21 protein-coding genes are annotated in these 19085 nt (G+C 39.8%); 7 read left to right on the top strand and 14 right to left on the bottom strand.

Going from position 1 to position 19085, the window contains the following annotated elements:
- Positions 1-134 precede the first annotated feature (134 nt).
- The 10 genes from BMW36_RS03215 to BMW36_RS03170 form a co-directional block, all read right to left on the bottom strand.
- Entirely contained in the window at positions 135-425 is a 291-nt protein-coding gene (locus BMW36_RS03215; RefSeq protein ID WP_245711569.1) for a DUF4282 domain-containing protein, read from the bottom strand.
- 233 nt (positions 426-658) lie between these two features.
- Positions 659-1465 (bottom strand): HAD-IIA family hydrolase, encoded by an 807-nt coding sequence (locus BMW36_RS03210; RefSeq protein ID WP_089738972.1) that lies wholly within the window; start codon positions 1463-1465, stop codon positions 659-661.
- 15 nt (positions 1466-1480) lie between these two features.
- Positions 1481-2281, bottom strand: a complete 801-nt coding sequence (locus tag BMW36_RS03205; protein WP_089738970.1) for a sugar phosphate isomerase/epimerase family protein — start codon at positions 2279-2281, stop codon at positions 1481-1483.
- Positions 2278-3411, bottom strand: a complete 1134-nt coding sequence (locus tag BMW36_RS03200; RefSeq protein ID WP_089738968.1) for an ABC transporter ATP-binding protein — start codon at positions 3409-3411, stop codon at positions 2278-2280. The genes BMW36_RS03205 and BMW36_RS03200 overlap by 4 nt, the downstream gene beginning before the upstream one ends.
- A gap of 11 nt (positions 3412-3422) precedes the next feature.
- Complete coding sequence (locus BMW36_RS03195; RefSeq protein WP_089738966.1) at positions 3423-4247, bottom strand: carbohydrate ABC transporter permease; 825 nt, start codon at positions 4245-4247, stop codon at positions 3423-3425.
- Positions 4237-5151, bottom strand: coding sequence for a carbohydrate ABC transporter permease (locus BMW36_RS03190; protein WP_089738964.1), 915 nt, complete (start codon positions 5149-5151; stop codon positions 4237-4239). Before BMW36_RS03190 ends, BMW36_RS03195 begins: the two co-directional genes overlap by 11 nt.
- Positions 5152-5246: 95 nt before the next feature.
- On the bottom strand, positions 5247-6536 hold the full coding sequence (locus BMW36_RS03185; protein WP_089738962.1) for an ABC transporter substrate-binding protein: 1290 nt from the start codon (positions 6534-6536) through the stop codon (positions 5247-5249).
- Positions 6537-6770: 234 nt separating this feature from the next.
- Positions 6771-7379 carry a glycerol-3-phosphate responsive antiterminator gene (locus BMW36_RS03180; RefSeq protein WP_245711568.1) on the bottom strand — a complete coding sequence of 203 codons (609 nt, stop codon included), beginning with the start codon at positions 7377-7379 and terminating at the stop codon, positions 6771-6773.
- Positions 7380-8225 carry a metallophosphoesterase family protein gene (locus BMW36_RS03175; RefSeq protein WP_089738960.1) on the bottom strand — a complete coding sequence of 282 codons (846 nt, stop codon included), beginning with the start codon at positions 8223-8225 and terminating at the stop codon, positions 7380-7382. It abuts the gene before it with no gap.
- A 112-nt stretch (positions 8226-8337) separates the two neighbouring features.
- A complete protein-coding gene (locus BMW36_RS03170) occupies positions 8338-8730 on the bottom strand; it encodes a DUF2500 domain-containing protein (protein ID WP_089738958.1) in 393 nt (130 codons plus the stop codon).
- 299 nt (positions 8731-9029) lie between these two features.
- On the opposite strand from BMW36_RS03170, the gene BMW36_RS03160 reads away from it, so the two are divergent.
- Genes BMW36_RS03160 through BMW36_RS03145 form a run of 4 tightly spaced genes read left to right on the top strand, consistent with a single transcriptional unit; the run spans position 9030 to position 13003 of the window.
- Positions 9030-10142: an ABC transporter substrate-binding protein gene (locus BMW36_RS03160; RefSeq protein ID WP_425431914.1), complete on the top strand. Its 1113-nt coding sequence runs from the start codon at positions 9030-9032 to the stop codon at positions 10140-10142.
- Complete coding sequence (locus BMW36_RS03155) at positions 10135-11175, top strand: FecCD family ABC transporter permease (RefSeq protein ID WP_089738952.1); 1041 nt, start codon at positions 10135-10137, stop codon at positions 11173-11175. Before BMW36_RS03160 ends, BMW36_RS03155 begins: the two co-directional genes overlap by 8 nt.
- The gene (locus BMW36_RS03150; protein ID WP_089738951.1) at positions 11172-12203 is read left to right on the top strand and encodes a FecCD family ABC transporter permease; all 1032 of its coding nucleotides are present in this window, start codon (positions 11172-11174) and stop codon (positions 12201-12203) included. The genes BMW36_RS03155 and BMW36_RS03150 overlap by 4 nt, the downstream gene beginning before the upstream one ends.
- Entirely contained in the window at positions 12203-13003 is an 801-nt protein-coding gene (locus tag BMW36_RS03145) for an ABC transporter ATP-binding protein (RefSeq protein WP_089738949.1), read from the top strand. Before BMW36_RS03150 ends, BMW36_RS03145 begins: the two co-directional genes overlap by 1 nt.
- A 294-nt stretch (positions 13004-13297) precedes the next feature.
- On the opposite strand, the gene BMW36_RS03140 is transcribed toward BMW36_RS03145, so the two are convergent.
- The 4 genes from BMW36_RS03140 to BMW36_RS03125 all read right to left on the bottom strand — a co-directional run bounded on the left by BMW36_RS03140 (position 13298) and on the right by BMW36_RS03125 (position 15981).
- Positions 13298-13678, bottom strand: coding sequence for a hypothetical protein (locus BMW36_RS03140; protein ID WP_089738947.1), 381 nt, complete (start codon positions 13676-13678; stop codon positions 13298-13300).
- A 367-nt stretch (positions 13679-14045) separates the two neighbouring features.
- The gene (locus BMW36_RS03135) at positions 14046-14339 is read right to left on the bottom strand and encodes a DUF4282 domain-containing protein (RefSeq protein ID WP_245711567.1); all 294 of its coding nucleotides are present in this window, start codon (positions 14337-14339) and stop codon (positions 14046-14048) included.
- A 202-nt stretch (positions 14340-14541) separates the two neighbouring features.
- Positions 14542-15435, bottom strand: a complete 894-nt coding sequence (locus BMW36_RS03130; protein ID WP_089738945.1) for an HNH endonuclease — start codon at positions 15433-15435, stop codon at positions 14542-14544.
- A gap of 90 nt (positions 15436-15525) precedes the next feature.
- Entirely contained in the window at positions 15526-15981 is a 456-nt protein-coding gene (locus BMW36_RS03125) for a hypothetical protein (RefSeq protein WP_089738943.1), read from the bottom strand.
- 351 nt (positions 15982-16332) lie between these two features.
- On the opposite strand from BMW36_RS03125, the gene BMW36_RS03120 reads away from it, so the two are divergent.
- The 3 genes from BMW36_RS03120 to BMW36_RS03110 all read left to right on the top strand — a co-directional run bounded on the left by BMW36_RS03120 (position 16333) and on the right by BMW36_RS03110 (position 19034).
- A complete protein-coding gene (locus BMW36_RS03120) occupies positions 16333-17031 on the top strand; it encodes an ABC transporter permease subunit (RefSeq protein ID WP_089738942.1) in 699 nt (232 codons plus the stop codon).
- Complete coding sequence (locus BMW36_RS03115) at positions 17031-17951, top strand: ABC transporter ATP-binding protein (RefSeq protein ID WP_089738940.1); 921 nt, start codon at positions 17031-17033, stop codon at positions 17949-17951. The genes BMW36_RS03120 and BMW36_RS03115 overlap by 1 nt, the downstream gene beginning before the upstream one ends.
- Positions 17952-18170: 219 nt before the next feature.
- Positions 18171-19034, top strand: a complete 864-nt coding sequence (locus BMW36_RS03110) for an AraC family transcriptional regulator (protein ID WP_089738938.1) — start codon at positions 18171-18173, stop codon at positions 19032-19034.
- Positions 19035-19085: the final 51 nt, after the last annotated feature.

Genomic DNA, 19085 nt, shown 5'->3' with positions numbered 1-19085 from the left:
CCTTTCCTCACTGATGGGGAAAGGATTTTTTATGCTTCTCTGTGTTGAAGTGCTACCATTCCTTAACGAATAAAATCAAGTGCAACAATGTCTGGTATGGAACAATATCTTTATGTGAAAATCAGTGGGGAAGACTAGTCAATTGTGTTTTTATTGCCAGCAGTTAGATGCTCTCTAATATCCTGTAAAGCATCGTACATTTTAAACATTAAAATTAATAATTCACAATAAATCCGAATTACCAGCGGTCCTAATAATATAGTTATAATTCCAGAAAAAACCTGTTCGCCGCTTCCGTAATAAGAAAGCCCTGAAATCATTGTGATCAGACCAGTTATCACAACAATTACTACACCAATCCAGAACACTACTTTAATAATAGAAGGTGTGATCATTTTATCAAAACTTAAAAATTTCTTTACCAAATTAATCAACTCCATAATGTGACATTTTATTTTTACCAATCATCATCCATCGACATTGTTGCACTTCATTTTACTAACTAATAAGATTTTAGAACAGACCCACATTCTCACACCATTAACCATCATACATATATATTCTGATAATTTCAACATTATGGTAAAAATTGAATATATATGATAACTCTTTCCCTTAAAAAAAGCAGCAGGTTCAGGAACTTTCCTGAACCCTTTTATCACACACTTATTTTTTTACTTTTGCTTTCAAACAAGCCTTCTAAATTCTTTACAACATAATCCGGTTTAATAGATGAGCTTATTAGATCACTCTCGTCCGCTCCTCCTGTAAGCACTAAACATGTGGTAAATTGTTTAGTGATACCCAATTGAATGTCTGTTTCCAGCCTGTCTCCGATAACTAATATTTTTTCCGGCATCACACCCAACAGTTCGATCATTATGTCTCCATATGTATCAAAAGGTTTTCCCAACACTTTATCTATCTTTCTTTCAGAAGCTACTTCGATCGCTTTCGCAAGCGACATCGTATCAGGGATCACTCCTCCCGGCACAGGACAGTTTGGATCAGGATTCGTAACAATCAGTTTGCCGCAATGTCTAACAGCATCCACCGCCTGCTGCAAATCCTTATAGGTAAAAGACCTGTCCAATCCTGCTAAAACATGGGTAGCTTTTGCCGGATTATCTGTTCTGCGGATAGAGAGATTGTCGAGCTCCTCCCTGATCGCCTGTTCGCCTATGATAAAAACAGTTGCATCTCTGGCAATCTCTGCAAAATATATTGCTGCTAAATATGGTGTTGTAATTACCTCTTCCATACTCACTTCTATTCCGAATTGTTCCAGACGTTCTTTTCCGTCTTTTCTAGTCATTGTTGGAGAATTTGTTATAAAAAGAACTTTTTTCCCGGATGATCTGATCGCCGATAATGTCTCTTTCACACCTGGCAACAGTTGATCACCTATATAAATGGTGCCATCTAAATCGAAACAGTATGCTTCATAATCATTTGGTGAAATCATGAAATCAGCTTCCTTCTACTGGCTTATAAGAACACTTTGCTGTAAAAATTCCTTTCCTGTACGCAATGCTTCCAGAGCTGTGCCTGGTGCGTATTCTAGAATATAATCACATTGGATCTGATGGTCTCTGATCGTATCCAATATCTTCTGCCAGTCCATTTTCCCTGCACCAATCGGCAGATGGTCATCAACTTCAGCCATATTATCATGAAGATGCAGTGCCATTAATCTGTCTTTAACCGAGACGAGAACAGACGGGACATCCCAGCCGTCCAGTTGTGCATGTCCGACATCAATTAAATAGCCGGCAATTTCATCAATCCCATCAAGAAAATGAATAAATTCCTCCTGGGTAAAAAGAGCAGTACCGCTGTATCCCACATTTTCTACAGCCAGGTTCACGCCAAGCGGTCTTGCTATTTCACATAACCGGATAATCGATTCTTTTGCACGCCGCTGGGCTAAACGCTTATCAAAAACAGGTGAAAAACAGAATCCAGGGTGGATCACAACATGACTGGCATCAATCATTGCAGCAAATTCAATAGCCTTCCTGTATTCATGAAAGGACGCCTCCCTGATTGCTTTGTTCTCACTTGTCAGGTTAATGTCCCATGCCGGAGGGTGGATAGAGAAAGATACTGGAAGCTTGTTTAATTGGGCAGCAACCGGTTCAAACAGCCGATCCATCTCATCCCATTTGTCTCCATCCATCATCAGTTCAATTTTATCCGCACCATATTCTATTAACTGCTGAACATTTTCGATCATATCTTTATTTAATAAAACTAAATCGGAATAAGTAACGCTTGTCATACTAAAACCCTTCTTTCCTCTATAGTTTGGTTTGTTTCAGTTCGCTCAGCTGGATGGCCTAGTGATTTTTCTGTTGCTTTATTGAAAAAATGTATCCGGTCAGATTGTGGGCGCACATAGACGGATTGACCCTGTTTCCAGCTTCCGTTTTCACTGACAGCGATCATTTCCTGACCATCTGCTTCTAAATAGATACTGCAGCTTTTCCCCAGATTCTCGATATATTTGATTCTGCCTTCCAATCCATTAGACATTGGGCTGGTTGACAGCTCTAAATGTTCCGGCCTGATGCCAAACAATATGTCATCAAAGCTTTGTTTGTTCATATGTTCTTTCCAGCTGTCATTTACCTCAAAAGCCTGGTTACCTGTATGTACCCATCCATTCCGGTAATCTGCCTCTAATATATTTGCCGACGGGGAACCTATAAATTTTGCTGTAAATACATTTGCAGGTCTGTGATATACATTGTCCGGCGTATCAAGCATCTGCAGCTCTCCGTTGTACATTAATGCAATTCTGTCAGCAAAAGTCATTGCCTCGATTTGATCATGTGTCACATAAACGATCGTCTGATTAAACATTTCATGAATTTTCACCAGTTCTTTACGAGCAGATTCGCGTAATTGTGCATCAAGATTGGATAACGGTTCATCTAGCAGAAAAAAGTCACTCCGCTTCACGGTTGCTCTTGCCAATGCCACGCGCTGACGTTGTCCGCCAGACAAACTTTTCGGTAAACGGTCCTCCAATCCTCTTAGCTGCAGGATTTCCATAACGGAATTCAGCCTGTTTTCCATCTCCTGTTTCGGTAATTTCTGTACCTTTAACCCGTAAACAATGTTCTGTTTTACTGTCATATGCGGGTATAAGGCATAATTCTGGAATACCATGGAGACATTTCTTAATCCGCTTGGAACATGATTCATCTTTTCACCGTTCATGTATAAGTTTCCATCTGTAATATTCTCTAATCCTGCAATCATTCGTAATATCGTGGACTTTCCGCACCCTGAAGGTCCCAGTAATATTAAACGCTCTCCCTCTTTTATCGTGAAATTCAAATCCTTCACAACTTCTGTATCACCATAGGATTTCTTCACATGTTCAAATTGAATCTCCTTCTTCATAATAACCTCCCTTATTTAATTCCAGATGATGTGAACGTGCCGATAATATACTTCTGGAAAGTTAAGTACAATGCAAGAGGTACAATCATTGTGACAACCGACACAGCCATCGCAACAGTAAAATTCGTTCCGCCCTCCACACTGATAAACATCTGCAAAGCAAGTGGCAATGTATAATTATCTGTTGTTTTCATAATAAGAACAGGCCAGACAAACTCATTCCATGTACTGATGAAAAACCATATCCCGATAGAGGTAACAGCAGGACGCACTAATGGCAGGACAATATCCTTCATGATTTTCCAGTGGCCTGTATTATCCAGCCGCGCCACTTCGATAAGTGATAATGGTATATTTTTCATTGATTGTCTAATAAGGAAAATCCCGACTGCATCTGCCAGCTGCGGCAGAATAACTCCCCAGACTGTGTCCAGCAGGCCCATCTCAGAAACGATTAAGTAATTAGGAATCATCGTAACAGTAAAAGGAATAAAGATGGTGCTGATTAACACAAAGTACAAAATGTTTTTCCCTCTGAAATCAAAGTAAACAAACGCATATGCGGCTAAAAATGCAGTAACTACTTTAAAAATGGTTGCAACGGTTGCGATAACAAATGTGTTCAAAGTAATCCTCAAAACTGGCAGTGTATCGAACAATGTGATGTAATTCTCCAATGTTGACTGGAAGGGAACAATATTCAGCACATTGTTATAGGCATCTTCCAGCGGCTTAAACGACATTCCAAGTGCATAAACAATCGGGAAAATTAATAAGATAACCGCTGCAAAGAAAATAATATGCCAGGTGACTTCTGCGGTTCTGTTAATTTTCATAATAAATTCTCCGTTCTACAAATTTAAATTCAAGAAAAAGTAACAGAAGAAATAATGCCATTGTAATAATCGATATGGTCGCAGAATGACCTGTCCGGAAAACGACAAATGCTTCATGGTAGGCATGATAAATAAGATTGGAACTGGCATAATCCGGTCCGCCCTGTGAAACTACTTTCACCGGTGTGAAAACATACTGCAAACTCTGGACAATTGTAATGATAAATACATAAATCCCTGTCGCACTGCTCATCGGCAATATAATCTGCAGGAAAATGCGCCATAGAGGAATATTATCCATTCGAGCATTTTCGATTATTTCCCTGGAAATACCGTTAATTGATGCATAAAGCAGAATGAAATTATATCCGAATACTTTCCATGATGTAATAATACTTAAGACAACAATGATCCAGCCTTCTGTCTTCGTCCAGTTGGGAATCTCCAGACCCACCCAGCCAAAAATAATCGCCAATGGCCCTGAGACCGGGTTTAAAATCCAGGTGAACAGGATCGAACCAACTACCAGTGAAATAAATGCAGGCAAGAACATCGCACTTTTGTAAAATCCCTTCAACCGCGTCAGCACCACATCAATCACAAATGCAAAGATATATGGAACAACACAGTTGATCACAAGCAACAAAACTATATACAAAAAAGTGTTCCCGAGAATTTGATATGTCCTTGGGTCTGTCAGTACATCAAAATAATTCCTTAAGCCGACAAATTCCTTACTTGGGCTGATCATATTCCAGTCGAAAAAGCTTAAATAAACTGTGTAGAAAAGCGGCCAGAACGTAAAGACAGCAAAAATGACAATGGATGGAATAAGCAGAATATATCCCAATGCATTTTCTTTATTGATATGAAGTTTTTCTCTGACAAGTATTAGCGTACTCATGTATCATGTCCTCCAAATGAACTGGACAGAGGGCAGGAAACCCACCCTCGAACAGTTCGTAAATCTTCCACCATAAAGCTAAATGTTTGTACGGTTTATTGCAGTAATTCATTAATCTCTTCTTCTGTTGACTTCAATCCTTCTTCCACTGAAATACTTCCACCTAAAATCTGATCACGTAAATCGAGCAATAATTGCTCTGCTTCTAATCCGGAATCTCCAGGGAAGGATGCCCATGGCACGACACCGTCCATTTGCTCAATTGCAGCAGACATCATCTCATTTTCTTCTAAAAAAGTTTTCAGTCCATTTTCTGCTTCTGCTACATCATTACGCGGTGGGACATATCCTGTTCCTTTCGTCCATTCAGCCATTGATTCCACACTGTATAAATATCTCATAAACTCCCATGCAGCCTTTTGCTGGTCTTCCTCTTCTGCAGTAATCGAAAGCATCGCACCACCTGCAGGAAGTCTCACATCTTTCCCCTCCCAGCCCGGTGACCTTACTGCTGCCGCATCGAATTGTGCATTGCTCTGAATGTTTGAACGTTGGGCAATCGTTGTATAGGCCATTGCTACACTGCCATCAATAAAACTTTGGATCCCCTGGTCCCAGCCGATATGAAGGGCAGTTTCGTCTTCTACCACCATATCTCTTAACAACTGATACGCCTCGATACCCTCGTCTGAAGCAAATGTTGCTTTTCCATCTGTAATAAACCGAGCTCCGTTACTTTCTAACAATGCCTGTGTCGCCCAGTTATCTGCAGGCTCCTGCATATAAAATCCGTACTTACCTGTTTTCTCTTTAATGACTTCGGAAAATTCTTTGACCTCTTCCCATGTTTTCGGGCCATTTTCATCAAGCCCGGCCTCTCTCAGCAAATCTCTGTTAATATATAAAACTGGTGAACTTAATGAGTAAGGAATCCCTACCTGCTCTCCATCACCGTTTTTCGCCAGATCCATTACATTTGGCAAAAACTTGTCCTGTAAAAATGTTTTATCATCCGGAAAATGCTCATCAATGACCGTTTGTGGTGATACATAATGGAAATTATCAGAAAAGTAATTCAGGAAAGACCAGCCAACCTGAACAACTGCCGGAGAATTGCCTGCAGCAGCTTCTGCCTGAAGGTTTTGCATCAACCCTTTATACATATCAGGGTTATATTTTGCTACTACCTCTACTGTGTCACTCTGCTGGTTGAAGTCTTCTACTAATTGTGTAACCGTTTTGCCACCCTGTGTTTCCGCATTGACATGCCAGTACTCGATCACCGTTTTTTCGCCATTGCCAGTGCTTGCTGAACCTTCTGAATTACACGCTGCTAAAAAAATGATTAGTGCTAAAATGGATAATGCTTGTAAATAACGCTTCATTTTTCCCTCTCCTTACATTAGAAAGATTTTTAACAGACTACCGTGGCGTTTACCATTAAGCTGATAACTAGGAATTTCACCTCCACTGAACAAAAAAGAGAGACCAGAACTAGACAGTATATTCGGGAATATACTATTTATTCATGGTCTCTCTCATTGCACCGTTTAATTATTCACTTTTCACTGTTGAGTATACTAGTAAAATATTAAATAGGTTTAAAGGAATTGTAAAATCTAGTTAATGATATTATTCATATCATGCTTCCACATATCCGAATTCGAAGTAGAAACGGCCACCGCTCCATGCACCAGCGCACTTCTGGCATGTTCCGGCAATGACAATAACCCTCCCGTAATGACAGGAACAGGCGACACTTTCGATAGTTTTTCAATAATATCTGGAGCCCTGCTTGGCATAACCTCAATCAGATCTGCCTGAATTTTCTCAGGTTCCCTTACTAAATGGAGATATACGTCTGTATCAATTAAGAATACCCGCTGAACGACAAACAACCCGGCTTTTTTCGCCCGCTTGATAACTCCCTGATTGGTTGTCACAATCCCGGCCGGTTTCACATATTTTTTTACGAAATCAATACCATCCTTATCCATATCCAGCCCACCGATCTTCTCTACATGCAAAATTACCGGCAGACCGTTCCTTTGAATAAAATCAACATAGCGCTTTACTGTTAATATGGTTCCTGTCATTAACAATACCGCGCTTAGGTTTTCTTTATATTTAATCGTTTTTTCAATATTTCTGGAATCCTTTAATGCAGCAACTAACTTCTTCTCTTTCAGAGTCTCCAGTAAATGAACCTTCTCTTCTATCATTTTCATTTAAGAAATAACTTCCCTGATTTTATTAAATGTCAGCACACACTGCCTGTCATTTACTGTACCAGCAGCTTCCGGATATGGACGGAAATGATTCATTTTCGCGGATAAAAACGCTGCCTGCTCTGCCATTAAAGGATTGGAAATCGTATAATCTGTCATAATCATCTGATTATCTGTCAGTTCGACGGAACGCCAGCCTTGCACATCCAAACATGCCGCAACCTGTATAAATGTCCAGTTGTCTTTCTGTACAATCGAATTCTGGTGGTTATGGCCATTAAAATAAACACCCTGGCCCTTTTTCTTATGTAAAATCTGCCACATATCTATGTCTGGATCTATTGATAGTTTCTCCATATGAGAGCGGGCTGTTGTATCGTAAACCGGGTGATGGGCAAAAACGAATAAAGGCATTGTCCCGGAAGCTTCGACCACTTCTTCCAGCCAGGCTAACTGCTCCTTATCCAGATATCCTCCCCAGTCCTCATGATCCATTTCCTTTGCCGTATTCAAAAAGGCAAATACCGCATCTTCTTTTACAACAGAATGATACAGCGGCTGTTTCGTTATATTGAGTACCTTTTCAATTGGCTGTGAATACAAATCATGATTACCTAGCACATGATAAAATTCCCTGGATTTACTGTTAATTATCTGGTAGACATCTTCCAATTCTTCTTTACTGCCATAGTTCGTTAAATCACCTAATGAAATATACATATCAGCTTTACTGTCGAAAAGATGATTGAAAAAAGAATAAAAAAACCCCGATTTTGCTGCTTCCAATCCTTCCACATTCTGATCAATGTCCGGAAAATGCAAATCTCCTATTATAGAAAATTTCATATCGCCATCCCTCCCAGACATAGAATAACTGAAGAATATTAATCTATTATGAAGAAGGATTGAAAGATTTGTAAAATTTGGCTTGGTGAATGTCTTTAGAATACTTTTTCGTTCATCCCTGCATGTCCCGCTCAAATTCCAGATACCTAGTTCCCTGAAATGTTAATGTTCCAATGTCACCCTCTGAAAGCAGGCCATATTCCTTACCGGAAACGTGGAATTCCGAACGGTCACCGCTTTCGAACTCGAAAGTTACGAAATACTTTGTATGAGTGTGGGAATGATGATGGTCATTATGCATATTGCCTCTTCTTGATATGTCTGTACGTTTGGATTTTACCACCGCCGGAACACTGAGTTTAGGAGACTGTTCATTGCTTTTCCACTGGCCTATCCCTTTGACAGCAGAAAAAATAAAACCTCCAATAACTATAATAAATATAATAACAATAAAAACTGGAACAATATTGAACATCATATCATCCATAAAAAATGGATCAGACATAAAACTCCTCCCTTCTTTCCTTCTGGTAAGATTTACGTATGAAATGAGTAATTGGTTTCATACGACGGATTTTTCAGATGTGCTTTCTGGATCGCAGCTGGAAAATCATGCTGCATTCTTCTTCCAAAGAACTGTTCCCATCTTATCACAGAACAAGATAATAATTCAGATAATTCTAATAATTGCATTGACATTTTGGAAAGGTGAATTTATCATTAAAAATGATAATCATTATCAATTATAGAATAACAAAATGGAGAGACTTTTCCATTACACTACATAAAAAGGATGGGATATATGTGAGAAAGAACCAAAAGATCTTAATAAGTGCCTTGTTTATTTTCGCTGTCATGATGTTAACATTGATTGGCTGTTCCGCAGATGATGCTAATTCAGAGTCTGCTGATGATCATTCAACCAGTGCAGAAGCGGCAGACAATGAAACAGAAAATGAAGAAGAATCAACCGGTGAGAATACCAATACAGAGGAAGGTGCAGAATATCCGATCACCATTGAACATGCCTTTGGTGAAACGGTGATCGAAAGCAAGCCGGAACGTGTTGCTACGATTCAGTGGGCAAACCATGATGTCGTATTAGCATTAGGGGTGGAACCTGTTGGTTTCTCTGCAGCGAATTATGGTGTTCAGGATGATAGCGGGCTGTTACCTTGGACAAAAGAAAAACTTGATGAACTCGGTGTAGAAAACCCGAACATTTTCCAGGATACAGACGGCCTTGATTTTGAAGCTATTTCTGACTCTAATCCTGATGTTATTCTTGCAGCTTACTCCGGTATTACACAGGAAGACTATGATATTCTTAGTGAAATCGCGCCAGTTGTTGCATACCAGGACGGACCATGGGTAACCACTTGGCGGGAGCAGGTGCTACTAAATGCAAAAGGAATGGGAATGGAAGAAGAAGGTGAACAGCTTATTGAGGAAACCGAGCAGCTCATTCAGGAAAAAGCAAGTGAATATCCGGAACTGAAAGGAACTAAAGTAGTCTGGTTGAACTTCTCAGCTGATGATATGTCCCAACTACACCTCTATACACCAACAGATCCACGCGGTGCCTTTTTTATCGAGCTTGGAATGGAATATCCGGAAAGTGTCATCAATGCCATTGAAGATGAGTCCAGCTATTCTTTAAAATTAAGTGCAGAAAATGCGGATATTCTGCATGATGCGGATATTATCGTTGGATATGGCGGTGAAGATTTATATGAAGCAGTGAAGGCAGATCCATTACTTGGAGAAATTCCGGCAATTGAAAGAGGCTCTGTTGTTTTTATTGGAAACGGTACAGCATTGGCAGCATCCGGCAATCCTAACCCGCTTTCCATAGCATATACAATTGATGAATACTTACAATTAATTGGAGAAGCTATCAGTAAGGTCAATGAGTAGTTTAACAGATTTAGCAAAACAGCAACGGAATGCCTATCTTCCACAGTATTTAACAATCGTTCTTATTATCAGTTTCATTCTGCTCATTGTCTCTATCGTGTCTTCCCTTGCATTTGGGTCACGGGCAGTGGGCTGGAACGGTTTAATAGAGGGCCTCTTTCATCCAGCGATAGATTCCTATGATGCGAATGTCGTCCGACAGAGAATGAACCGGACTATTTTCAGTTTACTATGCGGTGTAGCACTCGGAGTTTCGGGGGCACTCATGCAAGCTGTCACCCGTAACCCGATTGCCGACCCGAGTATACTTGGGGTCAACACAGGAGCATCTTTATTTGTTGTCAGCGGGATTGCATTTTTCCATATCAGCACTTCAGAGCAATATATCTGGTTTGCCTTAGCAGGTGCGATGATCACCGCCATTTTTGTATTCGGAATCGGTTCAATGGGGCGTGGTGGTGCTACGCCTCTTAAGCTTGTACTGGCAGGTGCAGCGACAACCGCAGCATTATCCTCCCTTGTCATTGCTATTATGATTCCGCGTTCTTATGTAATGGATCAATTCCGTTTCTGGCAGGTAGGCAGTGTCGGATCAGCGAGCTGGAGCTCGATCTCTACATTCCTCCCATTTTTAATTATTGGGCTGCTTGTCGGCATTATCTCCGCCTCTGCCCTCAATGCGCTGGCGCTTGGTGACGAAGTTGCAACAGGACTCGGCGTGCGGACAGGGTTATGGAGACTTGCGGCTGCCTTTGCCGGAGTCATCCTCTGCGGTGCTACTACGGCGCTGGCAGGGCCAATCGGTTTTGTCGGGTTATTGGCTACCCATGTCATCCGCCTCGTACTGGGAAGTGATCAGCGTTATATTATTCCGATATCTGCAATAACCGGTGCCATTATTTTAACCATATCAGATGTAATCGGCAGACTGTTAGGCAGTCCCGGCGAGCTGGAGGTTGGTGTAGTGACCGCATTTACAGGGGCACCAATCCTTATAATATTAGCTATGAAAGCGAAAGTGCGTGCATTATGAAAAATAAATCGATGGAATTTATAAAGGAAGGTATAAAAAAAAGACGGCAACGCTGGATCCTCGTTACAGGCATCCTGACAGTACTTGCCTGCATTTTTAGCTGTATGATGCTTTTACTCGGGAATACGATCTATCCCCTTCAGGATGTAATCCGTGCACTCTATGGCGAAAAAATACCAGGTGTATCTTTTGCGGTTACTACCTTACGCCTGCCGAGAATGCTGGCAGGTCTTTTTGCCGGGTTTGCCTTTGGAGTAGCAGGGCATACATTTCAGACAATGCTGAGAAATCCGCTGGCTAACCCGAATGTGATCGGGATAACTGCCGGTTCCAGTGCCGCAGCGGTTTTCTGTATTGTCATTCTTCATACAAGCAATGCGGTTGTTTCGATTGCTTCGGTTATTGCAGGGCTTTTGACGGTTCTCATCATTTATATATTATCAAGGGGAAGCTCCTTCTCGATTGGCAGATTAATATTGGTTGGGATAGGGATTCAGGCAATGCTTAATGCTGCTATCTCTTACATTCTGCTTGTTGGTGCGGAACAAGATATCCCTGCCGCACTCAGGTGGCTCAGCGGAAGCCTGAACGGCTCACAGATGGAGGAACTCCCCTCTCTCATCATTTCCGTAATCATCTTCTCCCCTGTCATCATCCTTCTGGGGAAACGGCTGAGCATGCTGGAGCTCGGTGAACAGGCCGCTACTTCGCTTGGGGTTCATACAGACAAAACGAGAATCGCTTTAATAGTAAGTTCTGTTATTATTATTGCGGTTGCAACTGCTACTACTGGCCCAATTGCCTTTGTCGCTTTTCTCGCAGGTCCGATTGCGAAAAGACTTGTCGGTGTCGGGCTTTCCAACATTATCCCGGCAGGGCTTGTTGGCGTTAATTTGGTATTGGCATCTGACTTGATTGGACAATTTGCTTTTGATGTCAGATACCCAGTGGGAATCATCACCGGATTGCTTGGAGCTCCCTACCTGATCTACTTGTTAATCCGAATGAATCGAAAGGGAGATTTATAATGAAACAAACACATCATTTTCGAGCAAAGAATATTGTAGCTGGTTATGAGAAAAAAATTATTATTAATGATGTCAGCCTGGAAATCCCGCCAAATGAAATAAGTGTGATTATTGGAGCGAACGGTTCCGGTAAATCGACACTGCTGAAAACACTGGCGAGACTGATCAAACCGGTATCAGGGGAAATCACGCTCGATGGCAAGCAGATTAGTAAGATTCCACCAAAACAATTGGCACGTGTTTTAGGTTTGCTGCCACAGTCCCCTGTTGTTCCTGAAGGAATATCTGTTGCGGACCTGGTTGGTCGCGGAAGATTTCCTCATCAGTCCCTTTTCGCAAGCTGGACCAATAAGGATTATGAAGCAGTAGCAGAAGCAATGGATATCATGGACATAACGTATTTTGCCAATCATAATATTGACGAGCTGTCCGGCGGGCAAAGGCAGAGGGTCTGGATTGCGATGGCACTTGCCCAGCAAACTGACATATTGTTTCTCGATGAACCGACGACATTTCTTGATATTACTTACCAGGTCGAAATTCTTGATCTGTTAACAGACCTTAACAAAAGATACGGAACAACCATCGTCATGGTGCTCCATGATATAAATCTATCCGCACGTTATGCTGACAAGATGTTTGCCCTTTATCAAGGAAGACTAGTGGCAGAAGGTTCACCATCACAGGTTATTACAGAGACAATGATTAAAGGTATTTTCGGACTGCATTGTTCAGTGGTAAAAGATCCCGTTTCCGGTTCACCCTCAGTTGTGCCGATTGGAAGGTATCACGTTAAATAAAATTTATATTTTTGTGGCAGATTATAAAAGGGATATGTTAATTTTGAAATATATAAAGTGAAAAACCACCGCTTCGGCCGATTGCTTCGCTTTCACCCAAGGGCACAAGTGCAACATCTACTCAAGTAAAGATCACTTTCGTAGTGTTTTCTTTGCCGCGGGGCCGGACGGAGCGGCGGTATAGCATATAATATAATACCACTTTATTGCACAGCATCCATATAATGCGCATTAAATTTTTTCTAATATTCGTATTTTGTGCGGAACAAGATCGTTATGTCAAACTCTCATTTTTTAATTTACAGCCGGATTTCTTTTCTTCAACCCTACTAAAATAGTTACAATAATACTCGAAATACTTACAACCGCACCGGCAACTGCATTAGCGATAATCCAAAAGCTCGGGATAATCAGTCCAATCGGTATAAGGATGAGAAAACTTAAAACAATAAAACCTTGGTAAATAGCCGATATAATTTTTACCACCATATTATTAAAAAAAGATAAGATTAAAGGCGGTAAAAACAGCAGGACCAGCATCCCGGCAGATAGCAATAAAGGTACCGGCTCATCAAACGAAACGGTGTTAGGTCCCGTAGGATATTGAGCAGCTAACAGTAAAGCTGCAATAGCCAATATCAATGTTAAAAAAACCATAAAAAACCTTTTAAACATAAAGCACCTTCCTCCTTCTAACAAAATGGTTAATTAGAGGATTACGTATAAGCCCCTCTTCCGTTAAAAGTTTCTCCACAGATCAATTATTTGTAAGGTTGATCATAATATAAGAGAGGTCATGCTATATCCTGTTTTTCCCTTTATTACCATTTACGCGAAAGATATTTAAAAGGTTTCATGATTTTGAAGCAATTGCAGTGTGATACATTTCTGTATACAGGAACGAACTGCGGTAGCCAGGGATGGGAAGAAAAGTCCCCGCTGGAACGGGCGGATATTCTCAGGATGCTGGAGACTGTGTTTTTTCATTTTAATTAACAAAATCAAGTGCAACAATGCTTTGTATCTATTATCTATTACGAAACTATTCTATTGTATCTCTTTTACTAACAGTGACATTGTCCCTAATCTCTCTTAACGTATCGTAAATCTTAAACATTAAAATTAATAATTCACAATAAATCCGAACTACAATCGGCCCTATGATAATAATTAAAAGTCCAGTAAAAACTTGGAGACCGCCGCCGTAGAAGGAATTAAAACCCGAAATCATTGTGCCTAAACCAGATAAAACAGTTATTACTATACCGATCCAGAAGACCACTTTAATAATCATAGGTGTAATCATTTTATCGAAACTTAAAAACTTTTGTATCAAATTAATCAACTCCTAATATTAGTCATACATGGACATTGTTGCACTTAATTTTATTAATTATCCAAAAGTTCCCCAAACCAGCCCCTGATTTTTTCACTAATATTAACAATACCTATATTTTGTAAAAATTTCAATAACTTATTTTGGCAAAAGAACACTAAAGGACGAGTTCCCTTTGAATGAACCCGTCCCTTGTTTGCTATTACCTGAACTCACTGCCACCGCCCCATATTTCACGGCCGCCAGTATGTCCTGTCTGTTGATGTATTTCTTCATCCACCAGCTGGATCTTTCCAGGTTCCTCGCTATGGTGCCATGTAAAGCCTTCAGGGGTCTCCCCATTTGCCAGTCCCTGCATATCTGCCTGTGTTAAATTTAATTGACTGGCTAATTCAGGTTCTGTCAAAATTGCCTGATATAATGTTTCGTTTGCCAAGTTGAAATGGACTCTGTCACTATCTAAGTATAAGTCTTCTGCGATAACCGTAGTAAAGACAGAATCAAATACAGGGAAGGTTCCCTCTACAACTTCATCGTTAGGTAACTCTATTGTTTTTTCCATAAAAGGCACTCCAGTCTCCAGATGACTGGTACCATTCAAATGATCGTTTCTTGTTTCAATTTCTTCTGCCTGAACATCTGCACTGTCTATTATGTCGATTACACCTATCGCGAGTCCCGAGACAGCTACTACCTTACCGACATTTTTTAAACCTTCAATTACTTGTTTATTGTTACCGCTTATGAACCCTCTGTATGCTGTCCCAACATTTTGTGCCGTATAATGAAAAGCACCACTAATTCCTTTGACCGTTCTCCCTGTAGAATCCTTTAAGTCATGGATTCCTTTTTGCTTATAGTATTCATCTTTTCTCATCATTCCATATGTACTCTGGCTAGCCCCATCGATAAATTGGCCGGCATTTTCCAGGGCAGCTTTGGAGGCTTCTTCAACACTTCCTCCTACATCCTCCAGCCATTTGCCAGCACCTTTATGTTTCCTGCCGACTGCTTTTCCGGTTAATTTAGCGGCACCTCCTATCACTCCGCCCCCAACCGTACCAATCCCCTTGCCGATCCCCCTGAATACCCCCATATTCCGCGACCTTTCTTTCAGTAAATTTCCATCATTCTTTCATCAAGAGATGGATAGATATGTATAGTTAGAAAACATGTAAAGCTGCCATTACCACAACCACAGTCTCAGCAAATTACCTTCCCCTAAGCCATGGTAAATGAAAATATTCCACACGGAAGTCCCTATTAGCACATAACTAAGCACATCAAATAACCTTTTCTTGCTCACAAGAAAAGATGGCAGTTTGCTGTAATAGTATTTTTCTTTCAATAAATTCAGATGCTTATCTTCATCGAAATTTAAATCCTCTGTTCTCTCTGCATGTAGGTAATCCTTTGACATTCGAAACATTATTTTTGGAAAAGCCTTAATGAATGTGCCTACCATCAGAATATATGCCAGAGAAATAATAGCTGCTAAAATGATTTGAATAATAACGATAAAATGAGTTTCCGGCAATTCCATGAAGTTAACGATTCCAAGTTCAAAGGAAATAAAAGGTATTATTAAGAGTGTGCCTATTGATTTAACTACAAACAGAACTGCTGTTATGATAAGTTCCACTACTGTTCACCTGCTTTTTTTGCTAATCTATGTATTTTTCTGTTTCTGAGGTGTCCCTAAAGTCATCCTTTCCTCCTTACCAGGATATTCCTCTCCCTCAAACATTAGGTACATTATACTACAAAGTAACGTCGCTTTCGACAAAATATCGCATAAAACAACTAATTTTTAATAGAAAAGCAAAAACCGGAAGGGAAGCTATCGTCTTTTTTCGGAAAATTTCTATTCATATCAGTAAATTTAACTTTTAATATTTGGATAAATATGTTAGTGTAATACAGGTTAAGGAATTATAGTAAATATATGGTTTAAACCCCTGTACATAAGAGGAATTAAAGGAGGAAAATTATTATGGTTCACGTGTTAATGCGGGAATTTACTGACTCATTTAAAAGCGTCCGGTCTATTCTCATTATCTTATTTTTGACGTTTATTGCCTATCTGTCTGCTAGTTTTCTAGAAGATAATCCAGGGTTACTCGATGCGTTTATGTCCGCTCAAGAGGATGGGGCTTCAATCTACACTGGTGCAGTATCAATCATTATATTAATACTCGGCTTTTTGTTCGTTTTTGCTATTTCGCATGATGTAATCAATAAAGAAATAGAAACGCGCACGATCCGTTTACTCGTTAATAAAATTCCCCGCTGGCAAATTGTAATTGGAAAAGCTCTTGGAATATTGTTTTTCTGGATGATAACGATACTTATTTCATATATTATCCTGACAATGATTTCCGGGGAATTATATTTGGCACATTACTTTAAAACAATCCTTTTTCTATTGTATGTTATCAGTTTTGTGCTTTTTATTTCCAGTATTATTCCAAAGTCAAAGCTTACTATGTTTTTAGGAATTCTATTAGGAATTTCCTTGCCTGTCTTAGGATTAATTAGCGTATCGTCTGAAAAGTGGTACTTTCTCCCTTTTAAATATCTGTTACCTTACTATTATATGGAAGATGAATCTATCAAACTATTAATACCGCTGATTTTCAGTATCATCTTTTTAATAATAAGTGTCGTGATTATGAAAAGGAGGGATTTATAATGAATGAAGTAATTCATGCAGCAGGTCTGAAAAAGCGGTTTGGCTCTTCTGATGTACTGAACGGAATAGATTTAACTATTTACGAAGGAGAAGTTTTCGGTTTTATCGGACATAACGGTGCTGGTAAATCGACTTTTATCAATATTCTTACAGGCATCATCAATAAAAGCGGTGGATCATTTACGATAATGGGTGCTCCTGACCAGAATCTTGATAAAGTAAAATCGAAAATTGGGGTAATGCCCGATATCTCCAACTTATATGACCAGATGAGAGGCGTACAGTTCCTCCATTATATGGGGAAGCTTGCTGGCGACAAACGGAGTAAGCAAGACTACATAGCATTGATGAAAGACGTTGGCTTAGAAGGTGCCGAACGGAAAAAAATAAAATCCTATTCATTCGGGATGAGAAAGAAGATTTGTATCGCACAGGCTCTATTAGGAAACCCTGAATTAATTATCCTTGATGAACCAACTTCAGGACTGGACCCCGAGTCTGCAATTAATATCCGAAAACTGATCACCAACCTGCAGCAGCAGGGGAAAACGATTCTCTTAACATCACACAATTTAGATGAAATTGATAAAGTCAGTGACCGTGTCGGCATTATCAGTGACGGAATCATTAAAAAGCTCGGTACTCCGTCTGAATTGAAGCATAATAATACGACAAACGAAATCAATGCAGCAATCAGAACAAGTCCTGGACTAACATCTGAAAAATTAGCTGAATTATCGGCAACCTGGGATTTTGAGGTGCAATTTGTCTCATCGAAAAAGCCTTATTCTGTTGTGAAGGTGAAGGACGATAATGATCTTGCAAAATTATCAAAGGAACTGATACATTCAGGAATTCAATTATTTGAAATACGAATAGAACAGCAGTCATTGGAAGATGTTTTTATAAACAGTAAATGAAATACTAAGAAACTCTCAGCGATGGGAGTTTTTTTGTTTTATTTCCCATGTTATTGGAAAAGTACTTGCCCCCAATTTCCCAGAGGGTTCTTCACCTATTCTTGTCTTATTTCTATCCAGTAATATATCTGTTTAACCATTCGATATTTTTCATATTAATAATATCGAGTATTTCAAAATAAGCTTTGCTATTATGAAGACATGAAAAGGAGGGATATCGTGTTAAAGGAATTAAATCAAGTGATTGACTATATTGAAGATCATTTAACTAATGATTTATCCATGGAAAAGGTCGCTGAATATGCTGAGGTTTCCGACTATCATTTTCGGAAGATTTTCTTTTATCTCGCAGGATTGACGCTGAATGAATATATAAGAAATAGAAAAATGTCGGAAGCCAATAAGGAGCTATTGAACGGTAAGGCCGTTACGGATATTGCTTTTAAATATGGTTATCAGTCAGTCGACGGCTTTACCAGAGCATTTAAGAAGTGGAGCGGCGTTTTACCCTCTGATGTTTCTAAAAAAGGATTAAGCAAAACATATCCCAAACTTTCATTCATCATAACCGTTAAAGGAGGAACTACTATGGAATGGAGAATAGAAGAAAAACCTGCGTTTTACCTAGCTGGTGTAAGTAAACGGGTTCCTATGCAGTTCGAAGGCGTAAATAATGAAATTGTAAAGCTGGCAGAGAGCATAACGGATGAACAAAAAGAAGAAATGCACGCCCTTCAAGATATAGCGCCATATGAAATTGTAAATGCTTCCTATGAGGCTGATGCTAACTTTTTACAGGAGGATGGTGACTTAACTCACCTGATAGGTGTTCTAACAACGAAAAAAGAAGTAAGTGACCGATTACAATCCGTACATGTAGAAGCATGCACATGGGCAGTATTTCCAAACGAGGGGCCATTTCCGTCTACTCTGCAGGAAACGATGGCAAAAACCTATTCAGAATGGCTTCCAGCTTCTGATTATGAAGTGATTAATGCTCCATCTTTTTCTTTTACGAAAGTGGATCCGGATAAAGAAGGTTACGCTTATAGTGAAGTCTGGCTTCCTGTGAAAAAGAGATAAACGATAAAGAAGTCTATAATCTATTGTCAAATAAGAGTGCGAAGATTCAGT

The organism is Gracilibacillus ureilyticus (genome assembly GCF_900111195.1).
Taxonomy (GTDB): domain Bacteria; phylum Bacillota; class Bacilli; order Bacillales; family Amphibacillaceae; genus Gracilibacillus; species Gracilibacillus ureilyticus.
Note: the sequence above shows the minus strand (reverse complement) of the source record. Positions and strands in the feature narration are given on the sequence as shown.